This is a genomic window from Nostoc sp. (assembly GCF_036918245.1).
In the GTDB taxonomy this organism is placed as follows: domain Bacteria; phylum Cyanobacteriota; class Cyanobacteriia; order Cyanobacteriales; family Nostocaceae; genus Nostoc.
On record NZ_JBALEF010000113.1, the window covers coordinates 1 to 25,672 of the forward strand.

Below are 25,672 nucleotides of genomic sequence, written 5' to 3' on the forward strand. Positions count from 1 at the left end.
CGGTCTATATCTTGAGGCAGGTTTTGGTTCATATTTGTGATACTCCCCCTCAAGTGTCCCCCTTGTCAATACTCTGCCACCTGAATCCTTACGATAAAGTTTACTCCACAGGGGTAAAACTCACAGCAGAAGCGATGGAGAAAGTTGAATCCCACATTCACCGTCTTCCCAATCTCAAAAAATGGTTTGTGGAAATTTTTGCTAAATCAGCATAGCTATTCTGACTTTTCACGGCATGTGGAAAAGGTTATTTTGAGGGTTTCTCAAACCCTAACTTTTACGTTACCTATTTTCATTAACTTAGAGTTATTGAGAATTAGACTGTGGAAAAAGCCACGCTGTTTCGTGGTTTGAGGACTTACCGTGAAAAGTCAGCACAGCTATTGGATCATTTTTTGTGGAGTTCTATTACTAGTTTGTGGGATAGATTCATCATTCTGAACGTAGGGCTTTTACTGGGTCGATCTGGCTGGCCCGCACGGCGGGAAGCAAACTAGCTCCTACCCCTACCGCTAACGCTGACCCTAGTGCTAGCACTGCAATTCTGCTATCAAACTCATAGGGCAAGCTAAAGGTATCCGTAACCACAACTGTCAATCCATGCACCACTCCCAGCCCTGCTGTCCCTCCTATTAGACTTAAAAGCATCGCCTCTAGAATAAATTGCTGCATGATTTCCCGTTGGGTTGCACCCACCGCCCGTCTCAAACCTATTTCAGCGGTTCGTTCTGTTACTGAGGCAATCATAATATTTGCAATCCCAACACCGCCAACTAATAGCGCGATCACTCCTACTGCTGTTAGACCTTGGGAAGCCATCTCTAGAGTTTTCTGCTGCTGTATAATATCTGATACATTATTCCAAAATTTAAATTTGTAACCTGGAAATCTTTGTAGCAGCAATTCCTCTGCTTGGTGGCTTAACTCTTCCACATCTTCAAGTGAGTAAGGGCGCATTTGGATACTCCCAATGTCGCGGCTACCAGTCAAAGCGTTGTAAATAGACATCGGCACATACAGTTGGCCCGCCGGGGGTGCATTTTCATTTAGACTAGTCGCTATGACCCCTATGACAATATAGGGTCTTTGCCCAGCATAAATCAGTTGCCCCACAGGTTCCTGCTTTTGGAAAAGTTGTTCTGCTAGCAATTGATCGATTACTATCACCGGACGGTAGTTAGCAAAATCTTCAGATGTGAAAAACCGTCCCAAAACCAATGATTTCCCTGAAGTCAGCAAAAAATCTTGGGAAACAGGTGACATGGGTGGAGTAAATTCCTTGTCCCGAAATACAGTTGGCGTAGAACCAGCCCAATTAAAAGAACTGATCGCTTGCAAGCCTACCATTCGCTGTCGTAAGAATTCCATGTCTTCCAACTTGAGTTGGGTGGTTTGACCGCCAGAATCCCAGTTTGGATAAACTGAAACTTGAGGTGCGCCTCGTTTTGCTAATTGTTGAGCGATCGCGGCTCGGCTAATATTACCAACCTGAAGTGTAGCGCTGACAGCAGCCACACCCATAAACACCCCTAGAGTAGTCAGAGCAGAACGCAACGGGTTCCTACCTAAGGAGTGAAAGGTAATATTTAATAAGTCAAAAACTGAAAGAGCCATAATAGTCGCTTTGCTCTAGCTTGAAAATGGGTGGGTGTAAGGGTGTGGGGTGAATGTCACGAAAATAAGCTGGGGGAGTAAAGTCGAAATATTAATTTATTTATTACTTTTCACTTGCCTTAACTGGCAACCCTGGCTTGAGTTGCGACTCAACGGGCGGCAGTATGACCTTTTCACCAGGATGCAAACCAGAGGTTACTTCTACAGCCATTAACCCGTCCAATCCCAGATTAATGGTACGTTTTTGGGCTTGATTTTGGCTATCCCGAACCCATACAAAGGGACGCGCTTCCGATCGCACAATAGCCTCCGTCTTCAAAACTACTACGTTCTGCCGTTGCTGCAACACAACCTCGACATTTACTCTACTACCAGGGAGCAGTGCGCGAGTAGGGGTATCAAGCCGAATGGTTGCGGGTACTGTTGGTTGATCTGATTGTTTTGGACTGCTACCGTCTTGTTTTTGGTCTTCAGTGGTGAGTGCTTGAGGATACAAGCTTTGCACGCGTCCAGAGAATGTCTTTGCATTAGGCCCAATCGCATTAATGCGGGCAAATTGATTGACCCGGACTTGAGCAGCGTTGAGGGTAGAAAGCTGGAGTTTCACCAATACTTTTCCTGGGTCACCCAGAGTGAGCAGATTGGTACGCAACTCGACCCCATCACCATCCTCTACATTGACACCCAAAACTACCCCATTCAATGGTGCAGTCACGATATTATCTTGGAGCTGCTGCTGAATAAGTTGGCGCTCCAATTGCAAAGTCTGAATTTTGAGGGCGGTTGTACGTACCTCTGCTTGAATATCTCGTAGGCTAGCCCGAGCAACGCGCACTGCATCTTCCTGCGTTTGAGCTTGTTGTTGTGCAATAGCTCCCTCTCGCACCAGGGGAGTAAGCCTCTGGAGTTGTCGTTCCTCGGCTGTTAATCGTTCTTGGGCTTCAAGAATTTTCTGGCGACTACGTGCTAGGTTGAGTTGCTCTTGTTGAATTTGCAACTGCTGATTGGCAAGAGCAATTTTTCGCTCAGGGTAGCGTAGGGTGAGCAGCACTTGACCAAGTTTTACCCCGTCACCAGGTTTTACCATTACTCGTTCTACTGCACCCTCTTTTGGGGACTTCAAGATTCGCTGTTCCTGCAACTCAACAGTACCGCTCTCATTGATTGTAGTTTCAATATTACCTCGCTCCACAGTTAGCAAGCGTACTGCTACTGGTTCAGGAGCTTGGTTGAGAACTAAAAAGTAGGTCAGCCAACCGCCAGCGCTAGCTAGAGCCAAAACTCCTGACCAGGCTAGCCATCGACCTGGGATATTGAATTTACCTTTTTCATATTTCCAGTTCATGAAAACTTGATCCAGTGAGAGTTTGCAGTTTACTACAAGCGATCGCAGCCCAAGGCTTTCACCGCATATTATTAATGTTGGAGAATCTCACAGCCACAGATCGAACACGACGAGGCGGCTGTTGTGCAAAATGCAGCGGAAATTTAAACTGAGATAATTTCGTAGCCCAGAGTAATAATCAAGCCACCAAAATGCCGGCCATGCAATGACCATGAAACTTGCTCCCGCTTGGCGCATTCGTTCAAGTTCCCGGATGGCGATCTCGTCATCCAGTGGCGCTCCCCAGTACTGACCGTCATGTTCCAGGAAGGGCAGAGCATCGAATTGCGACAGAATCTTGCAGCCCCATTGATTTTCATCGACCAAAATCAAACGCTTCCCGGCTGGAATCACAGATGCAATTTCCTGCATAGCAATTTGTAGCCGCTCTGACCAACTCAAATTAAGTTCAGGTATCAGTTCAGATGTCAACTCACTACGGCGCATATTTATATACAACAGGCGCTCTGCTAGCCACTGACGATAAGATGCATCCTCTGCACGCGGTGACTGTAACAAATAAGCAATCGCATCATTACGTTCTGCCATCACAGCCAGCGATCCTGTTCCCGCAGAGCCGAAGCTAACCTGGGAATCCTGTTCAACATGGAACCGGACTTGAGCCATTTCTTTAGCAATAAAGAAGAAATCGAATTGCACTGCCATCCGCAAGTATAGATTCAAGTCTAACAAGTACTTAGAGTGCGTTATGTCGAACCCCCCAACCGCCCTGAGTGCATAAGCACGAAACATCACTGCACTGGTACGCAAAATCCATTTTCGCCCATCAACAATTTGATGGATGAAGTCTAGACCGGAGATTAGCCCTTCTGGTAACCGATCTGAAAATTCTGTACCTGTGACATGCAATGTACCACCGTTAATGTTAATAAATTCAGGTAGGCCAGCCGACAGACCAGCATGAGGATGGTTATCCAATGCTAGGACAGACTCGCGAATGAAGTTGGGCAGCAGTACATCATCATCCGATAAGATGCTGAGATAGGGACTAGTGTTTAGCTCAACACTCCGCTGCCAATTGCCAAATATGCCAATATTGACTTCGTTGCGTACATAAATAATTCGCGAATCCGCGAATGAGCGTACAACCGCCTCTGTATCATCGTCAGAAGCATTATCTAATACAAGCACCTGGTAATCTGGATAGTCCTGTGCTAGCACGCTCTCAAGGCTAACCTTTAGTAACTCCGAGCGATTGTAGGTTGGGATTGCGATCGTAACTTTGGTTTCAGGTTTCATATCGTTTCTGCTCACTTCCTGTTTTGCTAATAACGTTCAGGTAGTATCAACCTAAAGTGTGTAAATCAAAGACAACCAAGCGTTCATTTTCCAAAAGACAACGAAACCTAGCATGCAAATAGCGAACGAATTCAGCATAGTAGTCAAGCCACCAGAAGGCAGGCCAGGCAAACACGATGAAACTTGCGCCTTCACGGTGCAGTCGCTCAAATTCCTTAATTGCTATGGTATCCTCACTAGGAGGCCCCCAATACACACCCTCTTTTTCTAGAAAAGGGATCGCTTTGCAATTTTCAAGTAGCTGATGATGACCCAATTCGTCCATGTCAACCAAAATATAATTCTGCCCTTGTGCAATCAAGGAGCCTAACTCTTTACCCAACTCGACCATCCGCTGAAGATATTTGTGACAAGAATCTTCCCTATATTCAAATGCATCTTTAACTTTAATGCCTTGTTTGTGTAAATATTCCCGTAGAACTTTCTCTTCATAATAATAGTGGCTAAGTCGCCACCTATAAGTACGCTTGTTTGTGCCATTATGACCATGAATGCGGTATAGCGACTGATACTCATTAATACGCCTGATACTGCCGGAAAAAGGAGCCAAAAAGCCGAGGTATGACTCTGCATTTAATCGATAGTTAGTCTCAGGCATAGGTAAGATTTTCTCTAAATAGCTGCGTAACCAAACGTTACCGCTAGTAGGTGGAAAAGTATGACCTTCTAAACCATATTTAAGCTGCTCATTGTACAAATTACCTTCTGGCAAAATACCTTCACAATCAAGTTTTTCTAGTAAGTTGCTATTAACATCAATGACACGCAAGGGCCAATGAACCTTAACTGCATCTGGATCGTCACGCAAGATTTTAACTGCTCTTTCAATACCACTTAGTAGCAAAACATCATCTGAATCTAAGAAGCATATAACCTCACCACAACTAATAGCAAAACCAGCATTAAATGCAGATGCTTGTCCACCATTATCTTTTAAGACAGGAACAATTTTTTCTCCATAACTGGCAATGATTTGTTGTGAGTTATCGGTTGAACCATCATCAACTACGATGACTTCTGTAGGCTGATAGCTTTGATTTAGGGCACTTTCAATTGCCTCGGACAGAAAAGTTCCATAGTTATAATTGGTAATGATAATACTGGCTAGAGTTTTTTGCATATACTTTTCCCTCTATCCTAAGTCAAACACAATTACATAATCGTTTTTTAACAAGTAAGGAAACTTTTGACGCAAATAGTCATGAAATCCAGTAAAGTACTCTAGCCACCAAAAAGCCGTCCAAAAGAAGACAATTGCATATACCCCAGTTTGGTGCAATCGCTCAAATTCTTGAATTGCCATATTATCATCTATGGGAATTCCCCAATAATGTCCGTTGCATTCAGTAAAGGGAATAGTCTGAAAACCTTCAATGATTTTGTTGCCATTTAGGCAATCCTCATCGACTAAAATGAAAGATTTGTCTGCTGAAATCACAGCCTTCAGTTCCTCCCTCAAATCATACAGATGACCAATGCGATTACGCTCTTCCACGAAATATAAATCTGCCGTCATTTGAGCCAGATTCCACTTTTTTTGAATCTCATCTAACTCCTTAGCAGCTTGTTGAATATCCCATCTTTTAAAGAAATAATCGAGGTTATCGCGTTCTGGAGGAAAAGGATGCCAGAAATGAATAACAGACTTCGGTTCAAACACAACTGGGATGTTAGAATTATACAAAGCCATACTAGAATCAATCCAATCTAAATAGACGACATCATCAAAAGGGATCACTCGATCGAAAACACTTCGACGGTAAAGTTGACAATGAACCTCTCCAGATAACTCTATCTTTCGGCGATGGGAACCTTGATCAAGCTGTTGATCGCCTGTAGCTGGCAGAATTTCCAACTTGATCCCATCCGTCGTTTGTACTGAATGAACCTGTCCTAAGTTTGGATCCCAGTGAATTTTAGTTGCACCTAAACCGCCCTCGATAATACGGGGAATGGCCACATCAGCTGGATGTTCTTCACAAGCCTGGATGAGATAAGACAGCCAATCCTCTTCTACGAGAACATCATTCTCGATGAAACACAAGAAATCATCATTAGGGTTAGATTCCTGAATTACCAGATTTCTTGATTGGTTAGGCATCAAATAATAATCCTTATAAATGACTTTGACATTGCTACGCCCCGCAAGCACCTGTTCAATTTGCTTCCAGTAAACTTCAGGAGTGTTGCAATTTATCACAATTAAATTAAAAGGAATATGCGTGTAGTCAAAAATTCGCTGCAAAGATTCCGCAGCTAATGAAAACTGTTCGCGAGGAAAAAATCCAATGGTGACTGTTGGCATATTGATATTTTTAAATTGAATCATGATGATTAATTCATGGCTGCTTCTAGCAGGGAGGACAGAACTTTATGGGAGTCAAAATAATCTTCCGCAATCTTCCGTGCGGCATGACGATGTTTTTCATAGTTAGAATTGATCATGTGGACACCGTTCATCGCCTCGCAGAGGTCTTGGAAGATTAAAAGTCCTTCTCTGATCGGTAGCCAATCGCTTAAGCCTGTGTCTTGAACTAGAATTGGCCTGCCGGAGGCTAGGTAACAGACGCTGCGATCGCTAAACCAGCCACCTTTGGTAGCAACATAACCCTGTTTTGCTACTCCAAACTCAGCACGGGATGCTTGAACAAATTTCTGATAAGACTCTGGTGTAAAGGACGCAAGCCATCCGGGAATCACCTCCCAGCCAGACTGCGATAGTTCATCAGGAAAGCCGCCGCTTAATGCAATCCGAAACTGCTGTTTGGTGAGTTGCGGTATATCAATAAACTTTAAGAACTCTTTATCCTTGTTGCCGTAGGTGATTCCTTCGTATACTACTTCCCGATAACTGTGCCACTGCATAATCGAACTGAAGCCGATGGTATCATTGTCTTCAATTACTGGCCAGTAAGGCAGTGCTACTGGAGGTAATGTCTTTAGCCAATGCCTACCGTTTGTGGGGATAAGACAGTCTTCAGCATCAATGCGTTGCCCAATTGTGAACAGGCGATCGCAACGTTCAATCGTCTCTATTAATTCCGAATTACCGCTAGCAATATTAATCTGCGTAAAACCGGGATCTGCATCAATATAGATGCGGCGTTGCGGCCATCCATACTCATCTCTCCAAACAGAAAGTGGTGAGCCACGGATAATCATTAAATCAGCCTGGGAGCAGATGTCTTTGAATTTGTCAATCTCCATACCGACTGAATGCTCGTCAGTTCGGTAAATCCACTGGTTTTTGAAACCAAGCGGTTCTAGGCAGTTTTTAATATAATTTGTCGGATAGTCTAACTCCGTCGTGATTTGCTCGGTTTCCCAGTTGTAAACCCACGACATCGATCCACATTCTTCCAAGTAGAAAATATCATGTCCAAGGGCACGCAGACCCAGAAGGTATTGCAGGTCAGACCAGGCGTTGCCCCCTATGGGAAATCGACCGATAGCACTAGCAAAAATTATAATCATCCTATTTTAAATTTATTAAATGTTTTGATTAGATGTATTAGCTCATGATTTCTCCTTCTTCATAGGCAGTCAGACTGGAAATGGAGATAGATGAGTTCTAGTCGTAGTTAAAACTGTTTCCAGTAGTCGAGGTAGCACCACTTTGTAACTGAAGAATTGCTCGGCTAATTCCCCTGCTGCTTGACAGTGAGCCTGGTAATTTGTATTGACGCGCTCGATACAGCCTACGGCTTCCTGTAAGCATGAAAACACTAGCACACCCTGCCCCGTCGGTAACCAATCGCTAAATCCGGTATCTTGTAAAATGACGGGACGACCAGCAGCGAGATAGCAGACGCTGCGATCGCTAAACCAACCGCTACGAGTTTTTACATAAGCCTGTTTGGCAACGCTAAACTCCCCACGGGAGCTAGTCAGGTAAGTTATGTAGGTTGACAGACTAGCGCTAATTTCCTTACCATCTCGAATTAACCAGCCTGCTGCCTGTAGAGATTTCGCAACCTCTGCTATTTCTGCGTCCTTGCCGGCAAGAGCGAGTTCGAGTTTTTGCGAACAGTAGCTAGGGAGTTCCAGCAGGCGCATAAATTCCTGATCTTTCTGTCCATAATGCTCACCTTTGTAAGTCACGCCTCCATAAGCATTCCAATTGGCAATTGTCGTGAATGGTAAATTTGCGCGTTCTTCGCCACTATCTTCTGGAGTAAGTATCGGGGTTTTCCATATCTCTGGCACAACAGGCGGTACAGTGGGGAGCCATTTAATTCCATCACTCGGTATGCCGCAATTGGGTTGCCCAATATTAACGCCATAACTAAAGTAGGCGTGATATTCATTGCGACCCTCGGCAGCGAATGTCCCAATCTGGGTAAAGAATGGATCCATATCGATTAATACTCGATGTTTGCATAAAAGAAATTCAGGTAACCAGCAAACTCCACCGATATTTAATAGCAGATCCGCCGTCTTGAGCATCTGCTTTATTTCTTGCCAATCTGCACCGTAGACAGTTCCTGTATCACGATTTACATAGCACACTGTCGCATTTACACCATAAGTGTTTATTAGTGCCTGGACTGCCTGCAAACCAACTTGGGGAGCATCATTGTAATTGTGGTTGATCGGGTTATAGCAGGACTGAAACCAGCCACTTTCTTCCAGGTATAGAACTTCATGTCCCAGATTATGTAGCCCTAACACATAGTGAAAGTAGGCTAAGAGATTGCCAGCTACTGGATGTCGAATCATATATCCGCAAACAACAATGCGTGCCATGCTTATAACCCCGCTTGCTCCATGAGACTGCCAATCACTTTCTCTGCGGCAAAGTACTCTGAGGCAATTTCACGAGCTGCTTGGCAATTGCCTTCGTAGTCGCTTTCGATCGCGTCCACTGCCGCCAGAATATCTTCCATAGTGTTGAATGCAAATAATCCCTTCCCCGTGGGCAAGAACTTGCTAAACCCTGTTTCTTGGGTGATTACAGGACGCCCTGCTGCCAGATAGCAGGCAGAGCGATCGCTAAACCAGCCACTATGCAGTCGCGTGTATTGATCCTTAGCTACGGTGAATTCTCCGCGCGATCGCTGGATATAATTGCGATAATAATTCAGATTTTGGGAGAGTTCCATTGAATCTACCTGGCTCCAACCGTGTTTTTGCAGCAGGTATCGCACATCCTGACTTACATCAGCAGCCGCAATCTCAAATTGCACTGAGCGCTGGTGCGGAAGATCGATAAATTTTTCAAACTCGCGTGCCTTTCGCCAGTAATAGGTTTCACCCTGATAGGTAATATCTTTACCTCCCTTATTGTCCCAAGTGGTAATGGTGTTGTAAGCGATGCCTGGCGTGTTATCTGACGAATCCCACAAGTCCATCACAATCGGTTGACGAGTCGGCAACCACTCAAAGCGAGCAGTTGGTATTCCACAGTCTGGCGCACCCAAATTTTCCCCAAAGCTAAAGTGTGTATCATGGGCTTCCAGATCAGCAATTAAGGTTTCGTCCCCCTGAACAACCCGAATCTGAGATCCAACTGGATCAGATTCAACATAGATGCGGCGACGACAAGCTAAATGCTCCTCACGGATTTCTTGAGCGCCAGTTACATTTAAGAATGCGTCTGCTTCGCTATATAGCTTTAAGATTTGGGCTTCGCTCATCCCATAACACTCACCCCCTGGATAGTGGCCGCGAAATGCCCAACGCTCTTTAAAGCCATAGACCTCCAAAATTGGTGCTACTCGCTTAATGTTCTCGCTAGCATCTGGAGATAGATCGTTGATTAGGGGGTTGTAAATCCAGCGTCCTGAATCTTCGATGTAGTAGGGGTCATAGCCGAGTTGACGCAGCCCAAGTATATAGTGGAGAAATTGATAAGTTACTCCTGCTAGGGGATACCAAAACAAAATCCCGAAGACAATAATTTTTCCCTTAGTAGGGGGTTCACAATTCATGCTTGCTACCTCCTGCCTCTAACTGCCGAACGATCCGGGCAGGATTGCCAGCCACAACGGTGTACGGTGGAACATCCTCGCTAACAACAGATCGGGCACCGACGATCGCCCCTTCACCTATTGTCACCCCCGGCAAAATACAGGAATCAAATCCAATCCAGACGTTATCTTGAATCCAAATTGGTTGGGCTGGCACATCGGCGCTAGAGAATTGAGAAAGTTGACACGATGCTCGTTCTAAAATTTTTCGTCGCTTGGCAATGTCGAATGGTAAACGGTAGGTATCCATTAGGACAACTTGCCAGGAGATCAAAGCATAATTGCCAATCTTCAGTTCGGCATCACAGACGATGCGGGCACCGTGAATCAATGCATATTCCCCCACCTTTACCTGAGCGCGGGAACCCAGGTCTAACATAGTATCTTTGTATACAGCAGAACCTCTACCCAATCGTAGCCCTACTGGCAATTGGCTGCGGTAAAGTTTAAAGCTGAGGCTAGTCTCAATATAAGTGTCGTCTCCTAAAACAACATTGTCGGGAATTGTTCCCGGATACCAGTCCCAAGGCAATGTTCGTGTGGCATCCATTAGGCTTCTACCTCCCCAATCACCTGGGCTGGATTGCCCATCACCCTGCTACGTGGTGGTATATTCCGTGTCACCAATGCCCCAGCCTCAATCCAAGCTCCAGCACCGATGCGAACTCCTTTGAGGATTGTGACATTGGGGCCAACCCAAACATCATCCTCAATGATCACGGACTGGCATATCACAGGAGGGCGGAGCCGTCCTTTTCCCAGAGGAGAGCAGGCGATCGCATCTGCAATTCGTTCTGCTGGTGCGATCGGATGAAAGTCAGTGTCAGCGATCGTGGTATTCCATCCCAAAACCACATAGTTGCCGATACAAATTTCCTGTTCGCAAAGCAGGATGACACTAGTCAAATAGCAATAGTCTCCAATCTCAACCCTAGCAGCTTTGCCCAGCGCAAAGTGTACATAATCCAACGTGCAGTTTTCTCCAACGAGCAAGGCGGGGTTGATGCGGCTCTGGAAGCGAGCAAAACAGCGCTCATCATGGTTGATAACACTGTTGAGTCCCACCTGGACATTGGGTGGAAGAGCTATTGTCTGGCAATCGGGTGGCTGGTTGGTTAAATCATTCACAAATTCAGGGGAGCGCTGCATGTTGTAATGCGAATCAAGATAGGTTGGTAAACGGTCTGTTAAGTTTTGGAAAAAGAGTATAATCTTATAATAAAAATAATCAATAACTCAGTGTTTTAATCCTCGGATATTTTTGACAATTGCTGTAGTTACCTCTTTTAAAAATGCTTTAAGTTTCTAGGCTGATGCTTGTTGTGTTGAGCCGAAGTGTAATTTATACAGCCTCTTGTAATAACCACTAACTGCTAGCAACTCCTCGTGAGTTCCCATCTCTACTACTTTTCCCTGATCCAAAACTACGATTCGGTTGGCTCGTTGAATTGTCGAGAGGCGATGGGCAATAATAAACGTAGTCCGTCCTGCCATGAGCCGCTCTAATGCCTCCAGCAACAGAAACTCGGTTTGAGCATCCAGGGCGGAGGTGGGTTCATCCAGAATTAGCACTGGAGCATCTTTGAGCAGGGCGCGGGCGATCGCTAACCGTTGCTTCTCGCCTCCTGAAAGTGTGGCTCCGCGCTCACCAATTACCGTGTCATAACCTTGAGGTAATCGTTGAATAAAGGTGTCAGCATTCGCAGCTTGGGCGGCTTTGACGATCGCTTCGCGGCTAGCATTATAGCAGCCATAGGCAATGTTCTCTGCGATAGTTATCGGCAGCAAAAACGGCTCTTGCAACACTAGGGCAATCTGCTCGCGCAGGCTTTTCAGTTGCACACTTTGGACATCCACGCCATCAAAGAGAATTCGTCCCTGCCAGGGGTCAAAAAAACGAAGGATCAGGGAGACTAGGGTAGTTTTGCCAGCACCTGTTGCGCCTACTAGCACGATTGTTTCTCCCGGTCGCGCTTCTAAGGTAATTTCTTGGAGAACGGGATAGTTAGGTTCGTAACCGAAGGTGACTTTCTCTAAACATACGTGTCCGCGTCCTCCTGCTGGATGAGCAGGCAATGGTCTGGCAGCGGGGGCATCTTGCACCCCATCTTTAGCATCTAAAACCTCTAACACTCTACGAGCACTAGCAGCCGCTGCCGCAAAACTGGACGATATATAAGCCAGAGTCGCCATCGGCACGTACAGGGAGGCGAGATAAGAGAGAAAGACCAGCAAAGAACCAATTGAGAGTGACCCATCCAAAACCTGGAAGCCACCGTAAGCCATGATTGCTGCTGTTCCTACTGCGGTTACGCCTCCCACCCCAACTTTGAATTGCATTTGGGCAAGGATAGAGCGTACATAAGCTTGGAGGGCTTTTTGAGACAGGTAGTGAAAGCGTTCATCTTCGTGTGCTTCACGTCCGAATGCTTGAATAATCGGTAGCGCTGTCAAGGTCTGCTCACTCAACGCCACAATCTCACCTTCAAATTGTTGATACTGATAGGTTCGTTCAGTCATGGGCTGGTTAAAGACCCAAATTAGTAACATTATTAGAGGAGCAATTAAAAGCGAGAGCAGTGAAAGGAAATGATTAATCTGCCACATGACGGCGAACATTGCTACCAAATTCACCAGGGAAGTAAGCACGGGCAGAAAAACCCCCATCGCCAGATTCTGAATGCAGATGCTGTCAGTCATTACTCGCCTAACAAGATCGCCAGCCCGCTGTTGGTTGTGGAATCTCAAAGAAAGATGCTGTAAGCGATCAAACAGTGCTGCTCCCAAGTCATAAACCATCTGGTTGGCAACACCAGCTCCAACATATTCCTGTATAAGACGAACCCCCTCACTGGATAAAAATAGAAAGATTGTGGCACCTGCTAACCAACCGAGCAACTGAATGTTAGATTCACTGCCAGGCAAAGTTTTGAGCCAAACAACGCTATTTGGCAGCGATTGGTTGCTCAAGACGCAATCAACGATCAACTTCAAAGGCCAGGGCTTGAGTACATTCAGCCCCACATTAATCAGCATTAGCACCATTACAAACGTGAGTCCGTGCCAACGAACCAGGGCGTAACGTGCCAGTCGCAGCCACCACAGTTTCATAAAATGACCTCCTGCGGCGGTTTGGAAAACTGCAAGGAGTGCAAACGATGGTAGAAACCACCGACAGCCAGCAACTCTTGGTGTGTTCCCATCTCCACAACCTTTCCCTGCTCCAGAACCACAATTCGATCTGCTCGTTGAATCGTGGAAAGTCGATGGGCAATGATAAATGTAGTCCGTCCTTCGATCAGGCGATTTAAAGCTTCCAGCAGTAAATTCTCAGTCTGGGCATCCAGGGCAGAAGTAGGTTCATCGAGAATTAGTACTGGCGCATCCTTAAGCAACGCCCGTGCGATCGCTAGTCGCTGTCTCTGTCCTCCAGAGAGGAGCGCTCCTCTTTCGCCAATCAGGGTGTCATAGCCTTGGGGCAACCGTTGGATAAAGTCGTCCGCTTTGGCCGCTTTGGCTGCTGCTACAATTTTCTCTAGGCTTGCCTCTGGACACGCGTAGGCAATATTCTGTGCCACCGAGAGGGGCAGCAAAAACGGCTCTTGCAGCACTAGGGCAATCTGCTCGCGCAGGCTTTCCAGTTGCACACCTCGTACATCCACGCCATCAAAGAGGACTCGTCCCTGCCAAGGGTCAAAAAAGCGGGGAATCAGAGAAACCAGTGTACTCTTACCAGCACCCGTTGCGCCTACCAGAGCGATCGTTTCTCCCGGTCGCGCTTCCAGGGTAATTTCTTGCAGGACGGGATAGTTAGGTTCGTAACCGAAAGTGACTTTCTCTAAACATACGTGTCCGCGTCCTCCCAACGGACGAACTGGCAATGGTCTGGCAGTAGGAGCATCTTGTACCCCATCTTGAGCATCCAAAACTTCTAAAACTCTATCTATATTGGCATCTACGGACTTCAGGCTCCCGTAGATGCCAAATAGTCCCTTAAATGCTGCTTGTATAGACTGGAGATATGCTAAGAAGACGAGCAGGCTGCCGATACTCATAGTCTCCAATAACACCTGCTGCCCGCCCACATACAGAACAAGCGCAGTACCGATCGTTGTCACAGTACCATTTGCCACACCGTAAACACTCTTGAGCAGAGTTTCGCGTTGTGATAAAACAACTGCGTCTGCCGCTAAATGTTCAAACTGCCGGGTATTGTAACTCTCTCTACCAAATGCCTGGATCATGGGGATTGCTGTTACCGTTTGGTGGACAAAACTGGTGAGGCGGGACTGGGCTTCTCGGTTAAGTTTTGTCCGGCGCTTGAGTCGGGAACCAAAAACAAGGGCTGAACCACCCATCATTGGTGCTACGAAAAGCGAAAGCAATGTTAGTAAAGGACTCAGATTCCAGGCGACGATGCTAATAGTTGCTAGCGTCAGCAGGTACTGCACAGGTGAAATCAGCAAAGCACCGCTCAAGGTGTAAACGCAATAAGTATCTCCGGCCAAACGGCTGAGGGAATCACCAACAGTCCGTTGGTTATGGAACAACAGTGAAAGGCGTTGCAAACGATAGAACAGTTTCTGGGCCAGTTCGTAGACCATACCTTGCCCGACAGCACTCCAGGCCCAGTTAAGGCTAGTTTCCAAGGTAGCATTTAGAGCATAAAGACCGAGGTTACAAACAGCGGCGACAACGACCAGCAGCATCGGTGTGAGCGCCAAGTTAAAAGTCTCCAGAAATGAGCCAGCTAGCGGGGGGATCACTGCTTGACCGAAGGCATAATCCACCAGGATTTTCATTGGCCAAGGTTGAAGTGTTGCGGTGGCTGAAGTGCCAGCTGTGAGACCGAGGATTGCTATTAAGGTACGCCAGTGGCGCAGCGGATATCGGAGCATGTGCCCGTATCGATGCATTATCGCTTTGATCTCTTGCCTCACTTACAGATTTCCCTCCCGTCTAGTCATTTCATTTGTTACTGGAGTACCAAGACGTTCGTCAGGACTGTAATATTGCACTTTCTGTGACAGACTTGTTGCTGGTGGTTTGTATTGGCAGCAAGTTCACTCTTCTGGCAACAATCTCTAGTACTTGATAAACAATACGCCCCAACTGGAAGTTCTGATATAAGATGAAAGCGGCGTTGAGCATACTTACTGCAATTGTGACTGTTGCTACTTCTGGCATTCCCAGAACGATCTCCAGAATTGTGAAGAGACAATAGCCAACCATAGCCATAGTTGCTAACTGTGACATTCTCAGGGCACACCGCATCCTCAAAACTCTTTTGTTACCTCCATGATTTTCGGTACATACTTTGAGCTGAACTTTTGACCAAATCCCCTGGTAAATCTCTAAATCCCAGTCGCTCCAGCCTTGATCCATTGCAATGAAATACTTGGAAGGCAGGAGTAAATCCATTACCTTTTGCAGCAGGTTCTCCTTCTCCATTCCTGTTTCTGTCCAATAGGACAACTCATAAGCGCGATCGCGCCAAGAAATATTTACTTTGCTGGCTGGCGAATCAAACTTAATTAAATCTGTTTGAGTTAGTGTTTGAGTCATTTTTTTAGATGCTTCTATTTTTCTTTACAGCTCATCAAACTTTATCGGCTCCGCTTTATTAAGTTCCTTGATCCGCCACTTATATCTCTCTATACTACGTACAAGCGGGCCCAGGTAAATCAGCAGCGCCACAAGCAACCGTGCCCTTCTTTTGACAAAACGAGAGTCAATTCGCGCTTGTATAGCACCAGCTACACACCAGCTAAAAGAGATGAGGAACATTGCTGCACCCAACCACGGGCGATCGCCAGACAAAAGCGCAGATACAAATAGGATTAAAGCTGCTACATTCCACTCTAGTGTGAGAGGTAGGTAAGAGATGAGAGAAGAAGGAGGCTCGTACAAGGTTTGAAAGAGACCGCGACCAAACACCCCAGAGTAGATAATTGGTTGACCAATACGAAGAAAAGTAGATAAATCTCCGTAGATTCTCCCCAACCAAGAGGGCTGCCCCAGAAGGTTAAAGCGGTAGGGATGCTTAAAATAAACGAGTGCTTCTGCCTTACCATAGCCTTGCTGCTGCTTCAGATAGGCAGCTACTGTGTTACGGCGAAAATGCCATACTATTGCCGTTGGGCTAAAACCAATGGTGTAACCTTTATCTTGCAGCCGCCAACAGATATCGACATCATCACCAGCAGTACGAAATATCGGGTTGAAGCCGTTAATTTCTTCTAGAATCTCCCGACGAAAAGCCATGTTGCAGCCAGCAATATGTTCGGCTACCTCATCACTCAAAAGTATATGAGTAGGTACGCCAGGAGAGACAGCAACGCAGGCGGGAACAAGAGAGTCTTCCGGGGGAGATAAGTTTGGCCCACCTACGGCAGCTACACCAGAGGAAAGAAACTTGGCCACCAGATAGGTGAGCCAGTCAGGATCTACCATACAATCAGAATCGGTATAGGCCATAATCTCGCCAGTAGCGGCGGCCATACCAACGTTACGTGCAACGCTTAATCCCTTGTTTTCTTGGTTAATTAGGCGTACATAGTCGTAACGCTGAGTAATTTCGAGAGTGCGATCGCGTGATCCATCATTAACTACAATGACTTCATAGTTGGGATAGTTGAGTTCTTTGAGAGAAGCTAGACAACTATCCATCGTGCGTTCAGCATTGTAAGCGCATACAACCACTGAGACTTTGGGATACTCAGATAACACTGGCGGCAGAGGTGCTGTGTAATATTGCTGAACTGTCTGGAAAGCTGGTTTCTTGAGCCGTTTGGCATCAACTAAACCAAAAGCCCAGTCCTGTATGGCATATCCACCAGTAAACCATTCATCCGTCCAAGAAAAGATGATCGTTCCTGCTGCTCCCATATCAAAACTAGATGACAGCTTTTGAGAAAGAATTTCGGCTTGGACTTGGGTTCCTTCACCCATCGAGTCAACGCCAAACTCACTCAGTACTAAAGGTTTATCCTCAGCAAGGTTATGAAGTCGAGAGAGGTAGCGGCGAAAATCTTGTTCCCGATGCAGGTAAACGTTAAAGCATGAGAAGTCAGTAAAGTCAATATTTAAATACTCAGTGCAAGGATAATTGGCATAACTTACTAAACCTTCGGGATCACTGGATTTTGCTACCGCCATTAACTCTTTGATAAAAGCCCGAACTGGTTTTGCTCCATGCCATCGGACAATATCTGGAGGAATCTCATTGCCCACTAAATAGGCAAAGGTGGCGGGATGACCCCGGCAAGCTTTAACTCCTTGAGCAATGCAGTTACGGATTTCTGCTTTCACAGCAGAAGAGCCGAGGAAGGCGATATGCTGAGACCAAGGTATACCAATTAACAGCCTAAGACCATAGATTGCAGCTAGATCCAAAAGCCAATCAGGTGGAACAGTATAGGTACGCAGACAGTTAGCACCCATTTCTGCGATCATGGCGAAATCTTTTTCCACAACTGATTTTTCTGGAAAGGACTCACCGTGGCTACCGATGGAGAAAGGGCCGTAACTAACTCCTTTAAGAAAAAACTTTTTATCTCTAATAAAGAAAAACTTACCTTTTACTGTGACTACCTCGCCTTTTGCAAGTGGTTCAGCACAGAAGCCAGAAGGTGTTGAAGTCAAATTTAGCAAATTACCCCCGACAATTCACTGCAAATTTATTTCCTTGCTGCTGAAACGCTAGCTCAGTTTACTTAAAAGAGAAACACACGTATACCTACATCAGTAACGCATCCGCAGCATATTTTTTTTGCGTTAATACCACCACAACCGCTATCAATTATTAACAATCTTGTAATATTTAAACTGTCTCAGTAGTACGTTTGCAATCGCGTTTACGAAAATGTATAAGTTAACTTACAAATGGGTCGGCGTAAATAATTATTGTTGGGATAAGGCAGGGGGCTTTCTACCATAGGGCAAGGGGAGAAAGAGTTTCAGCTTTATTTACTTTTCTTCACAAAGTTTGGTTTTATTGCACCGACTTACTTATTTTCAGTCGAGTTTTGTATTAAATTGGTCAATCATCTGCGTAAAAATGCCCTAACTCAGCAGCGCCAGTTGCTGAGTTAGTTCAAAAATTTGCGGTTGAATACATGAACTTATCCCCCTATTCTAAAAATCCCTACTTCTTTTCATAAAATGTGCTTGAAAGCCTTGATTTTTCGTTTTCAGTTCTCAATAAGCTTAAACTTTGTAGTACATATATTATCGAATAGAATTTAGGAGTCAGGAGTCAGAATTCAGTTGGGTATTCTGAGAGAAATTGCGGATAGCGCATAGCAAGCCTACGTACCCCGCAGGGAAGCAAGTTACGCGCAGCGTCTCGTACAGAGCGTCTTGATTCTGAATTCTGAATTCTGAATTTTGCATTCTTCTTCAATAGTGCAATAGATTCATAAATTCAGTGTTCAATTTCAGGCAATGGACGAAATATTACAAAAAATTTTATGCTACATATACTAACCTTAAGAGGGGTAGTTCTAAAACTGTTGCTATTGTCGTTTATAAACCTGCTATATGCTGCTATATCTCATCAATATTTTAGGGGTAGGTAACAATAACGTTGCCAAAATAGTTTCTGTTAGAGTAGGAGTTATTTGACAAGTACTCTTGAGACAATCTATTAATAAATGGTTGGCAGTGTAGTACTGTTTGAGTATTTGTTTGTGCTGCTCACTGAACTGCCATTGATGACCAATATTGCGACACCGAACTATCACCAATCTCAATTCATTAGCCCAAGTCTGACCGTTAGCATTCCACCATTCTTTTAACTTTTCTCTGCCTTGAACTGGAGTCGGTAACTGCTCTTTGAGTTTTTGCAAAGAACTCTGTAACTCAGGGTTAGAGGCAAGAGTTCGGTCATCAGGGAGAGCAAAGCTTAAAGCCAAAACTCGATCCAAAGACGGCTCGTAAGGCAGGGCAAGGCTTAACTGAAGCGCACACTGAAGAGCTATATCTAGAGCTAAATCAGGAGTAAGATTACTAGTGAGCCTGAGATCGATACCAAGAGAAAAAGCCAAGTCATTAATCAAGTTCAAGTTGTCGAGAAGTTCTAGTGTCAGATAAAAGGCACGAATAGCTACTCTTTTATGGGTAAACTGAACTGAAAGGGACTTATCGTTAAGCCAGTTGAAGAACTTTTGCAATTGCTTATCAAAGGCGACAAGCTGATCAATATCTTGCTTGATGAATTGCAACAGACAACTGGGATTATCCAACATGCCAGCGGTTAGTAAAAAGATTTTGCGCCAACGTGGTTCAGTCAAATGGCTAACCAGGTCAATTAATTTTTTTTCTAATATTTGTGGGTTGGGACTAGTAACAATATTTTTAGCTGTTAAATACTCCTGAAAAGCTATATGCGAGAACGAGTAAATTCCCCGTGCCTGCTCTATCAGTAATCCATGTATCTCAAGCAATTTCAGCACTGCTTCACTATTGAATTGCAGTACTTCCGGCTCAGTTTGGGCCATAGGTAAGTTGCAGAGGTAGTCCGTAATGTATTGCTGGACATTACTTTGTGTGAAAAAGTAATGACCTTGCTTAAAGGTAATAGCAGCAATTTGACTCAGCAGTTCAAGCTTCTGAGGTAAAGACAAATGAAGATAAATTTCATTTCGTTTAATGTTCCTCACTTTATCCCGGCGATTGAGCAAAATCTCCAACCCTTGCTTGTAAAGTTCGACCTTTCTAACTGGAAAGTCTGAGCGGGCTTGAAACACACAACAAACCAGATTAAGTAAAAGTGGCTTTACAGCTAGTTCTCGAATTTGTTTATTCTCCAACAACTGTAATTTTTGTACGAACTGACAAGCTAAGGCTTTTCCTTCTTCTAGGGAATTCTTGCTAACGCTGACAAACCAATTTTGGACAAAAGCCTCAATTTGGGAAAAATCAAAATCAGCAATTTCAACATCGCTAAATTCCTCAAAACGATAGTGTTGGTAACCGATACGACATGTAATAATAAACTTATTTTTGTAATACTTTTCAGTAAAAATCGCCATTTTACTGATGATTTTGGCGTTATCATCTTCTGGAATTTCATCTAAGCCATCCAGCAGAATTAACATCCTGCCGTCAACCAGTAATGTTTGGATTTCTTGGTCTGAAGCACCGCAATCGGCAAGCTCTTGACTAATATAGTTTAATAAACTGTAATTTCCAGTTTCTTTAGCATCCTCAGCAAAGTTTTTCAAACGAATAAAAATGGGTATCCGGTCTGATAGTAATTTGCTTTGATTGCATTGCATAGCAATATACTTTAAAAATGTGGTTTTCCCAGACCCTGGTTTACCTAGTACCATTAGTTTGGAATAGGTGATAACTGCTTGTATTGCAGAGACTCGTTCTTGATAAAGTTGATTAAAATCAAAACAGTCGAACTCTTCTGTAATAGACTCTTGTAGGTCGAGGATATCTAACCATCTTCGACTTGTAATATTATTCAGAATATTGGTGTCGACATAAATTTCTTCTAGTTGAATTGGTTGGGGGATATCTAACAACCGCGTAGTGGCACATTGGGATTGAATCTTATCACTTCGACGCGATCGCAACATTTGCACCAAGCTTTCGACATCTTGGCAGTTTTCCCATGTCTGGTTGTTTTCTGTCAGTAGCCTCTGATCCGGTAGTTGAGCAATGTCTTGCCAATCTAAACCGAGTTGAAAGCAAATCTCCATAAAGTTCTGACGCTCAATCGGTTTGCCTGTAAAAAATTTCCAGATTGACTGGCGAGTCTCAAGTCCTACCTCACTAGCTAGATACTCTTGCGTCCATTCCCTGACTTTAAAAGCCCTTTTTGCTTTCTCAATACCTACAGTAGATGCTTTCAACGAACGTCCTGCCATAAAACAGTTTTGAATCTCCAGCTATTAACTTAAGGAAGCATTGAATAAATTAATGATTAATTATTAATTTATATATATCTTACTTCAAACTTGGAGCTTCATAAAGTTTTTTCTAATAGCTTAAAAAACACAATGGCTGAAACAATGCTGTAGTTAACGTAATTAATGTCGTGTACTTAATATTTATCAAGAATATTTATCAAGATTAGTTTTCTGAATGGCTTTTAAAAATAACTAATTTAAAACGGGGGTTTCCTCCCCCTTATGGCTTACTTTTTATCAATAAACAATGACTTTTAGCCTTTTGTTATTTTAAATACTATTAAATGTAACAAAAGTAGGAAAAGTAGGAAAAGTAGGAAAAATAGACAAATTAAAGCAAACTCAACTGATATAACTTATACATTAAGTCATACATTCTCCTGAACGCGATCGCAAACATACTTATTAGACACTGGTATCTATGTAAGGGATTGTGCTAGATACCACAATATTAAGCGCAGTTAAGACAGTCTTGTAAGCGGTTCTTCATGCGAGGTAGCTCGTCTTGAGGAAATGGTTTTGTAGTTTTGTAGTAAGTCAACAAAGGTTTTTTACAAAACCAAGCTCTACCTATCAGGATTTGACATCCATGAAAATACTGGTAACTGGAACTGAAGGCTATATCGGTTCTTTATTAGCCCCAATCTTGATGCAACACGGTCATGAGGTTATCGGAGTTGACACAGGATTCTACAAAGTTGGTTGGCTGTACAACGGTACCGAACTCACAGCCAAAACTCTTAATAAAGATATCCGCCATATCACAGTTGAAGATTTACAAGGTGTTGAGGCAGTCATTCATTTAGCTGAACTCTCCAACGATCCCGCCGGGCAGTTACGTCCTGATGTGACTTATGAAATTAACCATCAAGGCTCAGTTCAACTTGCTCAACTAGCTAAAACAGTCGGTGTGCGTCGCTTTGTTTATACGTCTTCGTGCAGTGTCTATGGCGTTGGTACTGATGACTACGTTACGGAGGAGTCTCCTGTCAGCCCCCAAACGGCCTATGCTGAATGTAAAACCTTGGTAGAGCGAGATGTCAAGTTATTAGCTGACGATAGTTTCTCTCCTACCTTTTTGCGGAATGCCACCGCCTACGGCGCATCTCCCAGAATGCGCTTCGATATTGTGTTAAATAACCTGTCTGGGCTGGCATGGACGACTAAAGAAATCAAGATGACAAGCGACGGTACTCCTTGGCGACCGCTAGTTCATTTGCTAGATATTTGCAAAGCAATTGTATGTACTCTAGAAGCTCCGCGCGACATTATTCACAACCAAATTTTCAATGTGGGTGACACTGCTAGCAACTATAAAGTCAAAGAAATTGCCCAGATAGTAGCTGAAGTTTTTACTGGATGCCAGCTTTCTTTTGGTGACACTAGTGCTGATAACCGCAGCTATCGAGTTTCTTTCGAGAAGATCAACACCAGACTACCGGGATTTAAGTGTGAGTGGAATGCAGTTAAAGGTACACAGCAATTGTTCAATGTGTTTACTGCTATCGATATGTCAGAATCCACTTTTTTATTTAAAGGGTTCACTCGCTTAAAGCAGCTAGAGTATCTGATTCGGACTCAGCAAATAGATCAAAATTTCTTCTGGAATAAGTCATGCTATTCACAGAAACTGCACTCAAAGGTGCATTCGTTATTGACATAGAGCAACGGCAAGATACTCGTGGCTTCTTTGCTCGTACTTTTTGCGCTCAGGAATTTTTGGCTCACGGTTTAAAGCCAACAATTGCCCAATGCAATGTCGCTTTCAACCACAAAAAGGGTATTCTCCGGGGTATGCATTATCAAGTTACTCCGGCAACCGAGGTAAAATTGGTTCGTTGTACTCGTGGCGCTATCTATGATGTGATCATCGACCTGCGCCCTGAATCTCCTACATATAAGTTACATGTTGGTGTTGAGCTATCAGCAGAGAACCGTAAAGCTTTATACGTGCCTGAGATGTTTGCTCATGGTTATCAGACGCTAACTGATGCGGCTGAAGTTGTGTATCAAATGAGTGAATTCTATGCGCCAGATTATCAGTGTGGGCTGCCCTATAACGATCCAGCTTTTGGGATTGAATGGCCTTTACCTATAAGTGAAATTTCTGAGAAAGATACAACCTGGCCTTTGTTTGAATCTGTTTTAGACTCTACCCACGCCCAACCAGGTGTGAAGATGTAAGGATTCTCATATACCTCTATCAAATTGCATATAACAGTGTGGGAGCTAACAAATAAATGACTACGATAACTTTGCAACCTTCTGTACAAAATGGTACAAGCGTAAATCTTTGTAACTGTCGATTCTGTGGGACAACGTTAGAGCACACCTTTGTGGATTTGGGAATGTCACCACTGTGTGAAAGTTACGTGACAGCAGAACAGCTAAACCAAATGGAACCCTTTTATCCACTGCATGTCTACGTGTGCGATCGCTGTTTTTTAGTTCAACTTCAAGAATATGTAAGTCCGCAAGATATTTTCAGCCACTATGCCTACTTTTCGTCTTACTCTGATTCTTGGCTACAACATGCCAAAAATTATACCGAAAAAGTAATAGCTCGCTTTGGACTTAACTCCTCAAGCCAAGTAGTAGAAATAGCTAGTAATGATGGTTACTTATTGCAATATTTTGTATCAAAAAAAATACCTGTCCTGGGTATAGAACCAGCAGCTAATGTTGCTGAGGTAGCTATTACAAAAGGCATTCCTACAACTGTCAAGTTCTTTGGACAAAACACAGCAGATGAATTAGCTGCTAATGGCAAGCAAGCAGATTTATTAATAGGTAACAATGTGCTTGCTCATGTACCTGATATCAACGATTTTGTCGCAGGCTGTAAAATTTTACTTAAGCCTGAAGGTGTCATTACTATGGAATTTCCTCATTTAATGCGACTAATCGAGGGAAACCAATTTGATACTATCTATCATGAACACTTTTCTTACTTATCCTTACTCACAGTAGAGAAGATGTTTGCTGCTCACAATTTAACTATCTTTGATGTAGAAGAACTTTCCACACATGGTGGTTCTCTGAGAATTTATGCTTGCCATGTAGACGATAATTCTAAATCTATCAGTCAGCAGGTAAAAGACTTAAGACCAAGAGAAGAAGCAGCAGGGTTTAGCAACATAGAAAGTTATTTTTCTTTTACTGAAAAAGTAAAAGAAACCAAGTTTCAACTTTTGGAATTTTTAATTGCAGCTAAACGGCAAGGAAAATCAATCGTTGGTTACGGCGCTCCTGGCAAAGGTAACACTCTTTTGAATTATTGTGGAATTAGAGAAGATTTTCTTGATTACACTGTAGACCGAAATCCCTTCAAACAAGGTAAATTTTTACCAGGTACTCATATACCAATCTTTCATCCAGACAAGATTCAAGAAACTAAGCCAGATTATCTGTTGATTTTACCTTGGAATCTGAAAAATGAAGTAATGTCCCAGATGTCGTCTGTACGTGATTGGGGTGGAAAATTTGTAGTCCCGATTCCGGAGATTAATGTCTATGCTTGAGCAAGAAGGCAACTGGAATTTAATCTGATTTATTAATACCAAAGGAAATTACGATGAAAGTAGTTTTATTTTGCGGTGGTTTAGGAACAAGATTAAGAGAATTGTCCACCAATATTCCTAAGCCAATGGTTCATATAGGCTACAGACCAATATTGTGGCATGTGATGAAATACTATGCTCACTATGGACACAAAGATTTTATTTTGTGCCTTGGTTATAAAGCAGATGTCATCAAAAATTATTTTCTCCATTATGATGAGTGTGTTTCCAATGATTTCACTTTACAGGAGGGAGGCAGAAAAATTAAACTCGTAAATAGTGATATTGAAGATTGGAATATTACTTTTGTTGATACAGGCTTGACTTCAAACATAGGTCAAAGGTTCAAGGCAGTTGAAAAATACTTAGAAGGAGAAGAGTCCTTTTTAGTCAATTATAGCGACGGCTTAACAGATTTACACCTACCTGACTTAATTAATGACTTTTATAGACATAACAAAATAGCCAGTTTTCTGTGTGTAAAACCATCGCAAAGTTTCCATTTAGTTTCAATACAAGAAAATGGGTTAGTAAATGATATCCAAAGTGTTCAGCAAGCTGGTATTAGGATAAATGGCGGCTTCTTTATATTTAATAAAGACATCTTTAAATATATTGAAGCCGGAGAAGAATTAGTAGTTGAACCATTTCAAAGACTAATTAAAACAAAACAACTAGTAGCTTATAAATATAACGGCTTTTGGGCGTGCATGGATACTTTCAAAGAGCAACAGCAATTAGATGATATGTATTGTCAAGGTAACGCTCCTTGGGCAGTATGGAAACTTCTTAAAAAGGAGGAAAAATCTTTAGAATATAGCCGCCTTAATCAGTTCAGAAATGATTCTGTACCAGTAATTTTTGCTCAAGGATAACTACAAATTTATTTAATAGAACAGTAGA

General features: G+C 43.6%; 19 protein-coding genes and 1 pseudogene. 5 read left to right on the top strand and 15 right to left on the bottom strand.

Features of this window, described 5'->3' with window-relative positions; all coding sequences use genetic code 11:
• A pseudogene (locus tag V7L12_RS32500) lies at positions 1-215 on the top strand (hypothetical protein); the annotation flags it as partial.
• A 217-nt stretch (positions 216-432) separates the two neighbouring features.
• Here V7L12_RS32500 and V7L12_RS32505 read toward each other — a convergent pair.
• The 15 genes from V7L12_RS32505 to V7L12_RS32575 form a co-directional block, all read right to left on the bottom strand.
• A complete protein-coding gene (locus tag V7L12_RS32505) occupies positions 433-1,614 on the bottom strand; it encodes an ABC transporter permease (protein WP_335090727.1) in 1,182 nt (393 codons plus the stop codon).
• Between the two features lie 103 nt (positions 1,615-1,717).
• Positions 1,718-2,959 carry an efflux RND transporter periplasmic adaptor subunit gene (locus tag V7L12_RS32510; RefSeq protein WP_335090728.1) on the bottom strand — a complete coding sequence of 414 codons (1,242 nt, stop codon included), beginning with the start codon at positions 2,957-2,959 and terminating at the stop codon, positions 1,718-1,720.
• An 87-nt stretch (positions 2,960-3,046) separates the two neighbouring features.
• A complete protein-coding gene (locus V7L12_RS32515) occupies positions 3,047-4,258 on the bottom strand; it encodes a glycosyltransferase family A protein (protein ID WP_335090730.1) in 1,212 nt (403 codons plus the stop codon).
• A gap of 46 nt (positions 4,259-4,304) precedes the next feature.
• Positions 4,305-5,438, bottom strand: coding sequence for a glycosyltransferase family 2 protein (locus V7L12_RS32520; RefSeq protein WP_335090733.1), 1,134 nt, complete (start codon positions 5,436-5,438; stop codon positions 4,305-4,307).
• A 12-nt stretch (positions 5,439-5,450) separates the two neighbouring features.
• Entirely contained in the window at positions 5,451-6,647 is a 1,197-nt protein-coding gene (locus V7L12_RS32525; RefSeq protein ID WP_335090735.1) for a glycosyltransferase family 2 protein, read from the bottom strand.
• A gap of 5 nt (positions 6,648-6,652) precedes the next feature.
• On the bottom strand, positions 6,653-7,792 hold the full coding sequence (locus V7L12_RS32530) for a glycosyltransferase family 1 protein (protein ID WP_335090737.1): 1,140 nt from the start codon (positions 7,790-7,792) through the stop codon (positions 6,653-6,655).
• Between the two features lie 69 nt (positions 7,793-7,861).
• On the bottom strand, positions 7,862-9,064 hold the full coding sequence (locus V7L12_RS32535) for a hypothetical protein (protein WP_335090739.1): 1,203 nt from the start codon (positions 9,062-9,064) through the stop codon (positions 7,862-7,864).
• A 2-nt stretch (positions 9,065-9,066) separates the two neighbouring features.
• Complete coding sequence (locus V7L12_RS32540) at positions 9,067-10,248, bottom strand: glycosyltransferase (RefSeq protein WP_335090741.1); 1,182 nt, start codon at positions 10,246-10,248, stop codon at positions 9,067-9,069.
• Entirely contained in the window at positions 10,238-10,837 is a 600-nt protein-coding gene (locus V7L12_RS32545) for an acyltransferase (RefSeq protein ID WP_335090743.1), read from the bottom strand. Before V7L12_RS32545 ends, V7L12_RS32540 begins: the two co-directional genes overlap by 11 nt.
• Entirely contained in the window at positions 10,837-11,436 is a 600-nt protein-coding gene (locus V7L12_RS32550; RefSeq protein WP_335090745.1) for an acyltransferase, read from the bottom strand. Before V7L12_RS32550 ends, V7L12_RS32545 begins: the two co-directional genes overlap by 1 nt.
• 156 nt (positions 11,437-11,592) lie before the next feature.
• Positions 11,593-13,398 (bottom strand): ABC transporter ATP-binding protein, encoded by a 1,806-nt coding sequence (locus V7L12_RS32555; RefSeq protein WP_335090746.1) that lies wholly within the window; start codon positions 13,396-13,398, stop codon positions 11,593-11,595.
• Positions 13,395-15,185 (bottom strand): ABC transporter ATP-binding protein, encoded by a 1,791-nt coding sequence (locus tag V7L12_RS32560; RefSeq protein ID WP_335090748.1) that lies wholly within the window; start codon positions 15,183-15,185, stop codon positions 13,395-13,397. The genes V7L12_RS32555 and V7L12_RS32560 overlap by 4 nt, the downstream gene beginning before the upstream one ends.
• 100 nt (positions 15,186-15,285) lie before the next feature.
• Positions 15,286-15,852 carry a hypothetical protein gene (locus V7L12_RS32565; protein ID WP_335090750.1) on the bottom strand — a complete coding sequence of 189 codons (567 nt, stop codon included), beginning with the start codon at positions 15,850-15,852 and terminating at the stop codon, positions 15,286-15,288.
• Between the two features lie 24 nt (positions 15,853-15,876).
• Complete coding sequence (locus V7L12_RS32570) at positions 15,877-17,931, bottom strand: glycosyltransferase (protein WP_335090752.1); 2,055 nt, start codon at positions 17,929-17,931, stop codon at positions 15,877-15,879.
• A gap of 893 nt (positions 17,932-18,824) precedes the next feature.
• Positions 18,825-21,167 (bottom strand): NACHT domain-containing protein, encoded by a 2,343-nt coding sequence (locus V7L12_RS32575; RefSeq protein ID WP_335090756.1) that lies wholly within the window; start codon positions 21,165-21,167, stop codon positions 18,825-18,827.
• 631 nt (positions 21,168-21,798) lie between these two features.
• Between V7L12_RS32575 and V7L12_RS32580 the strand changes: the two genes are divergently transcribed.
• The 4 genes from V7L12_RS32580 to V7L12_RS32595 are packed head-to-tail and all read left to right on the top strand — an operon-like array spanning position 21,799 to position 25,644.
• Positions 21,799-22,872 (top strand): SDR family oxidoreductase, encoded by a 1,074-nt coding sequence (locus tag V7L12_RS32580; RefSeq protein ID WP_335090758.1) that lies wholly within the window; start codon positions 21,799-21,801, stop codon positions 22,870-22,872.
• Positions 22,824-23,393 carry a dTDP-4-dehydrorhamnose 3,5-epimerase gene (rfbC, locus tag V7L12_RS32585; RefSeq protein WP_335090759.1) on the top strand — a complete coding sequence of 190 codons (570 nt, stop codon included), beginning with the start codon at positions 22,824-22,826 and terminating at the stop codon, positions 23,391-23,393. The genes V7L12_RS32580 and rfbC overlap by 49 nt, the downstream gene beginning before the upstream one ends.
• A gap of 56 nt (positions 23,394-23,449) precedes the next feature.
• Complete coding sequence (locus tag V7L12_RS32590; protein ID WP_335090761.1) at positions 23,450-24,730, top strand: class I SAM-dependent methyltransferase; 1,281 nt, start codon at positions 23,450-23,452, stop codon at positions 24,728-24,730.
• Between the two features lie 53 nt (positions 24,731-24,783).
• Complete coding sequence (locus tag V7L12_RS32595) at positions 24,784-25,644, top strand: glucose-1-phosphate cytidylyltransferase (RefSeq protein WP_335090763.1); 861 nt, start codon at positions 24,784-24,786, stop codon at positions 25,642-25,644.
• Positions 25,645-25,672 lie beyond the last annotated feature (28 nt).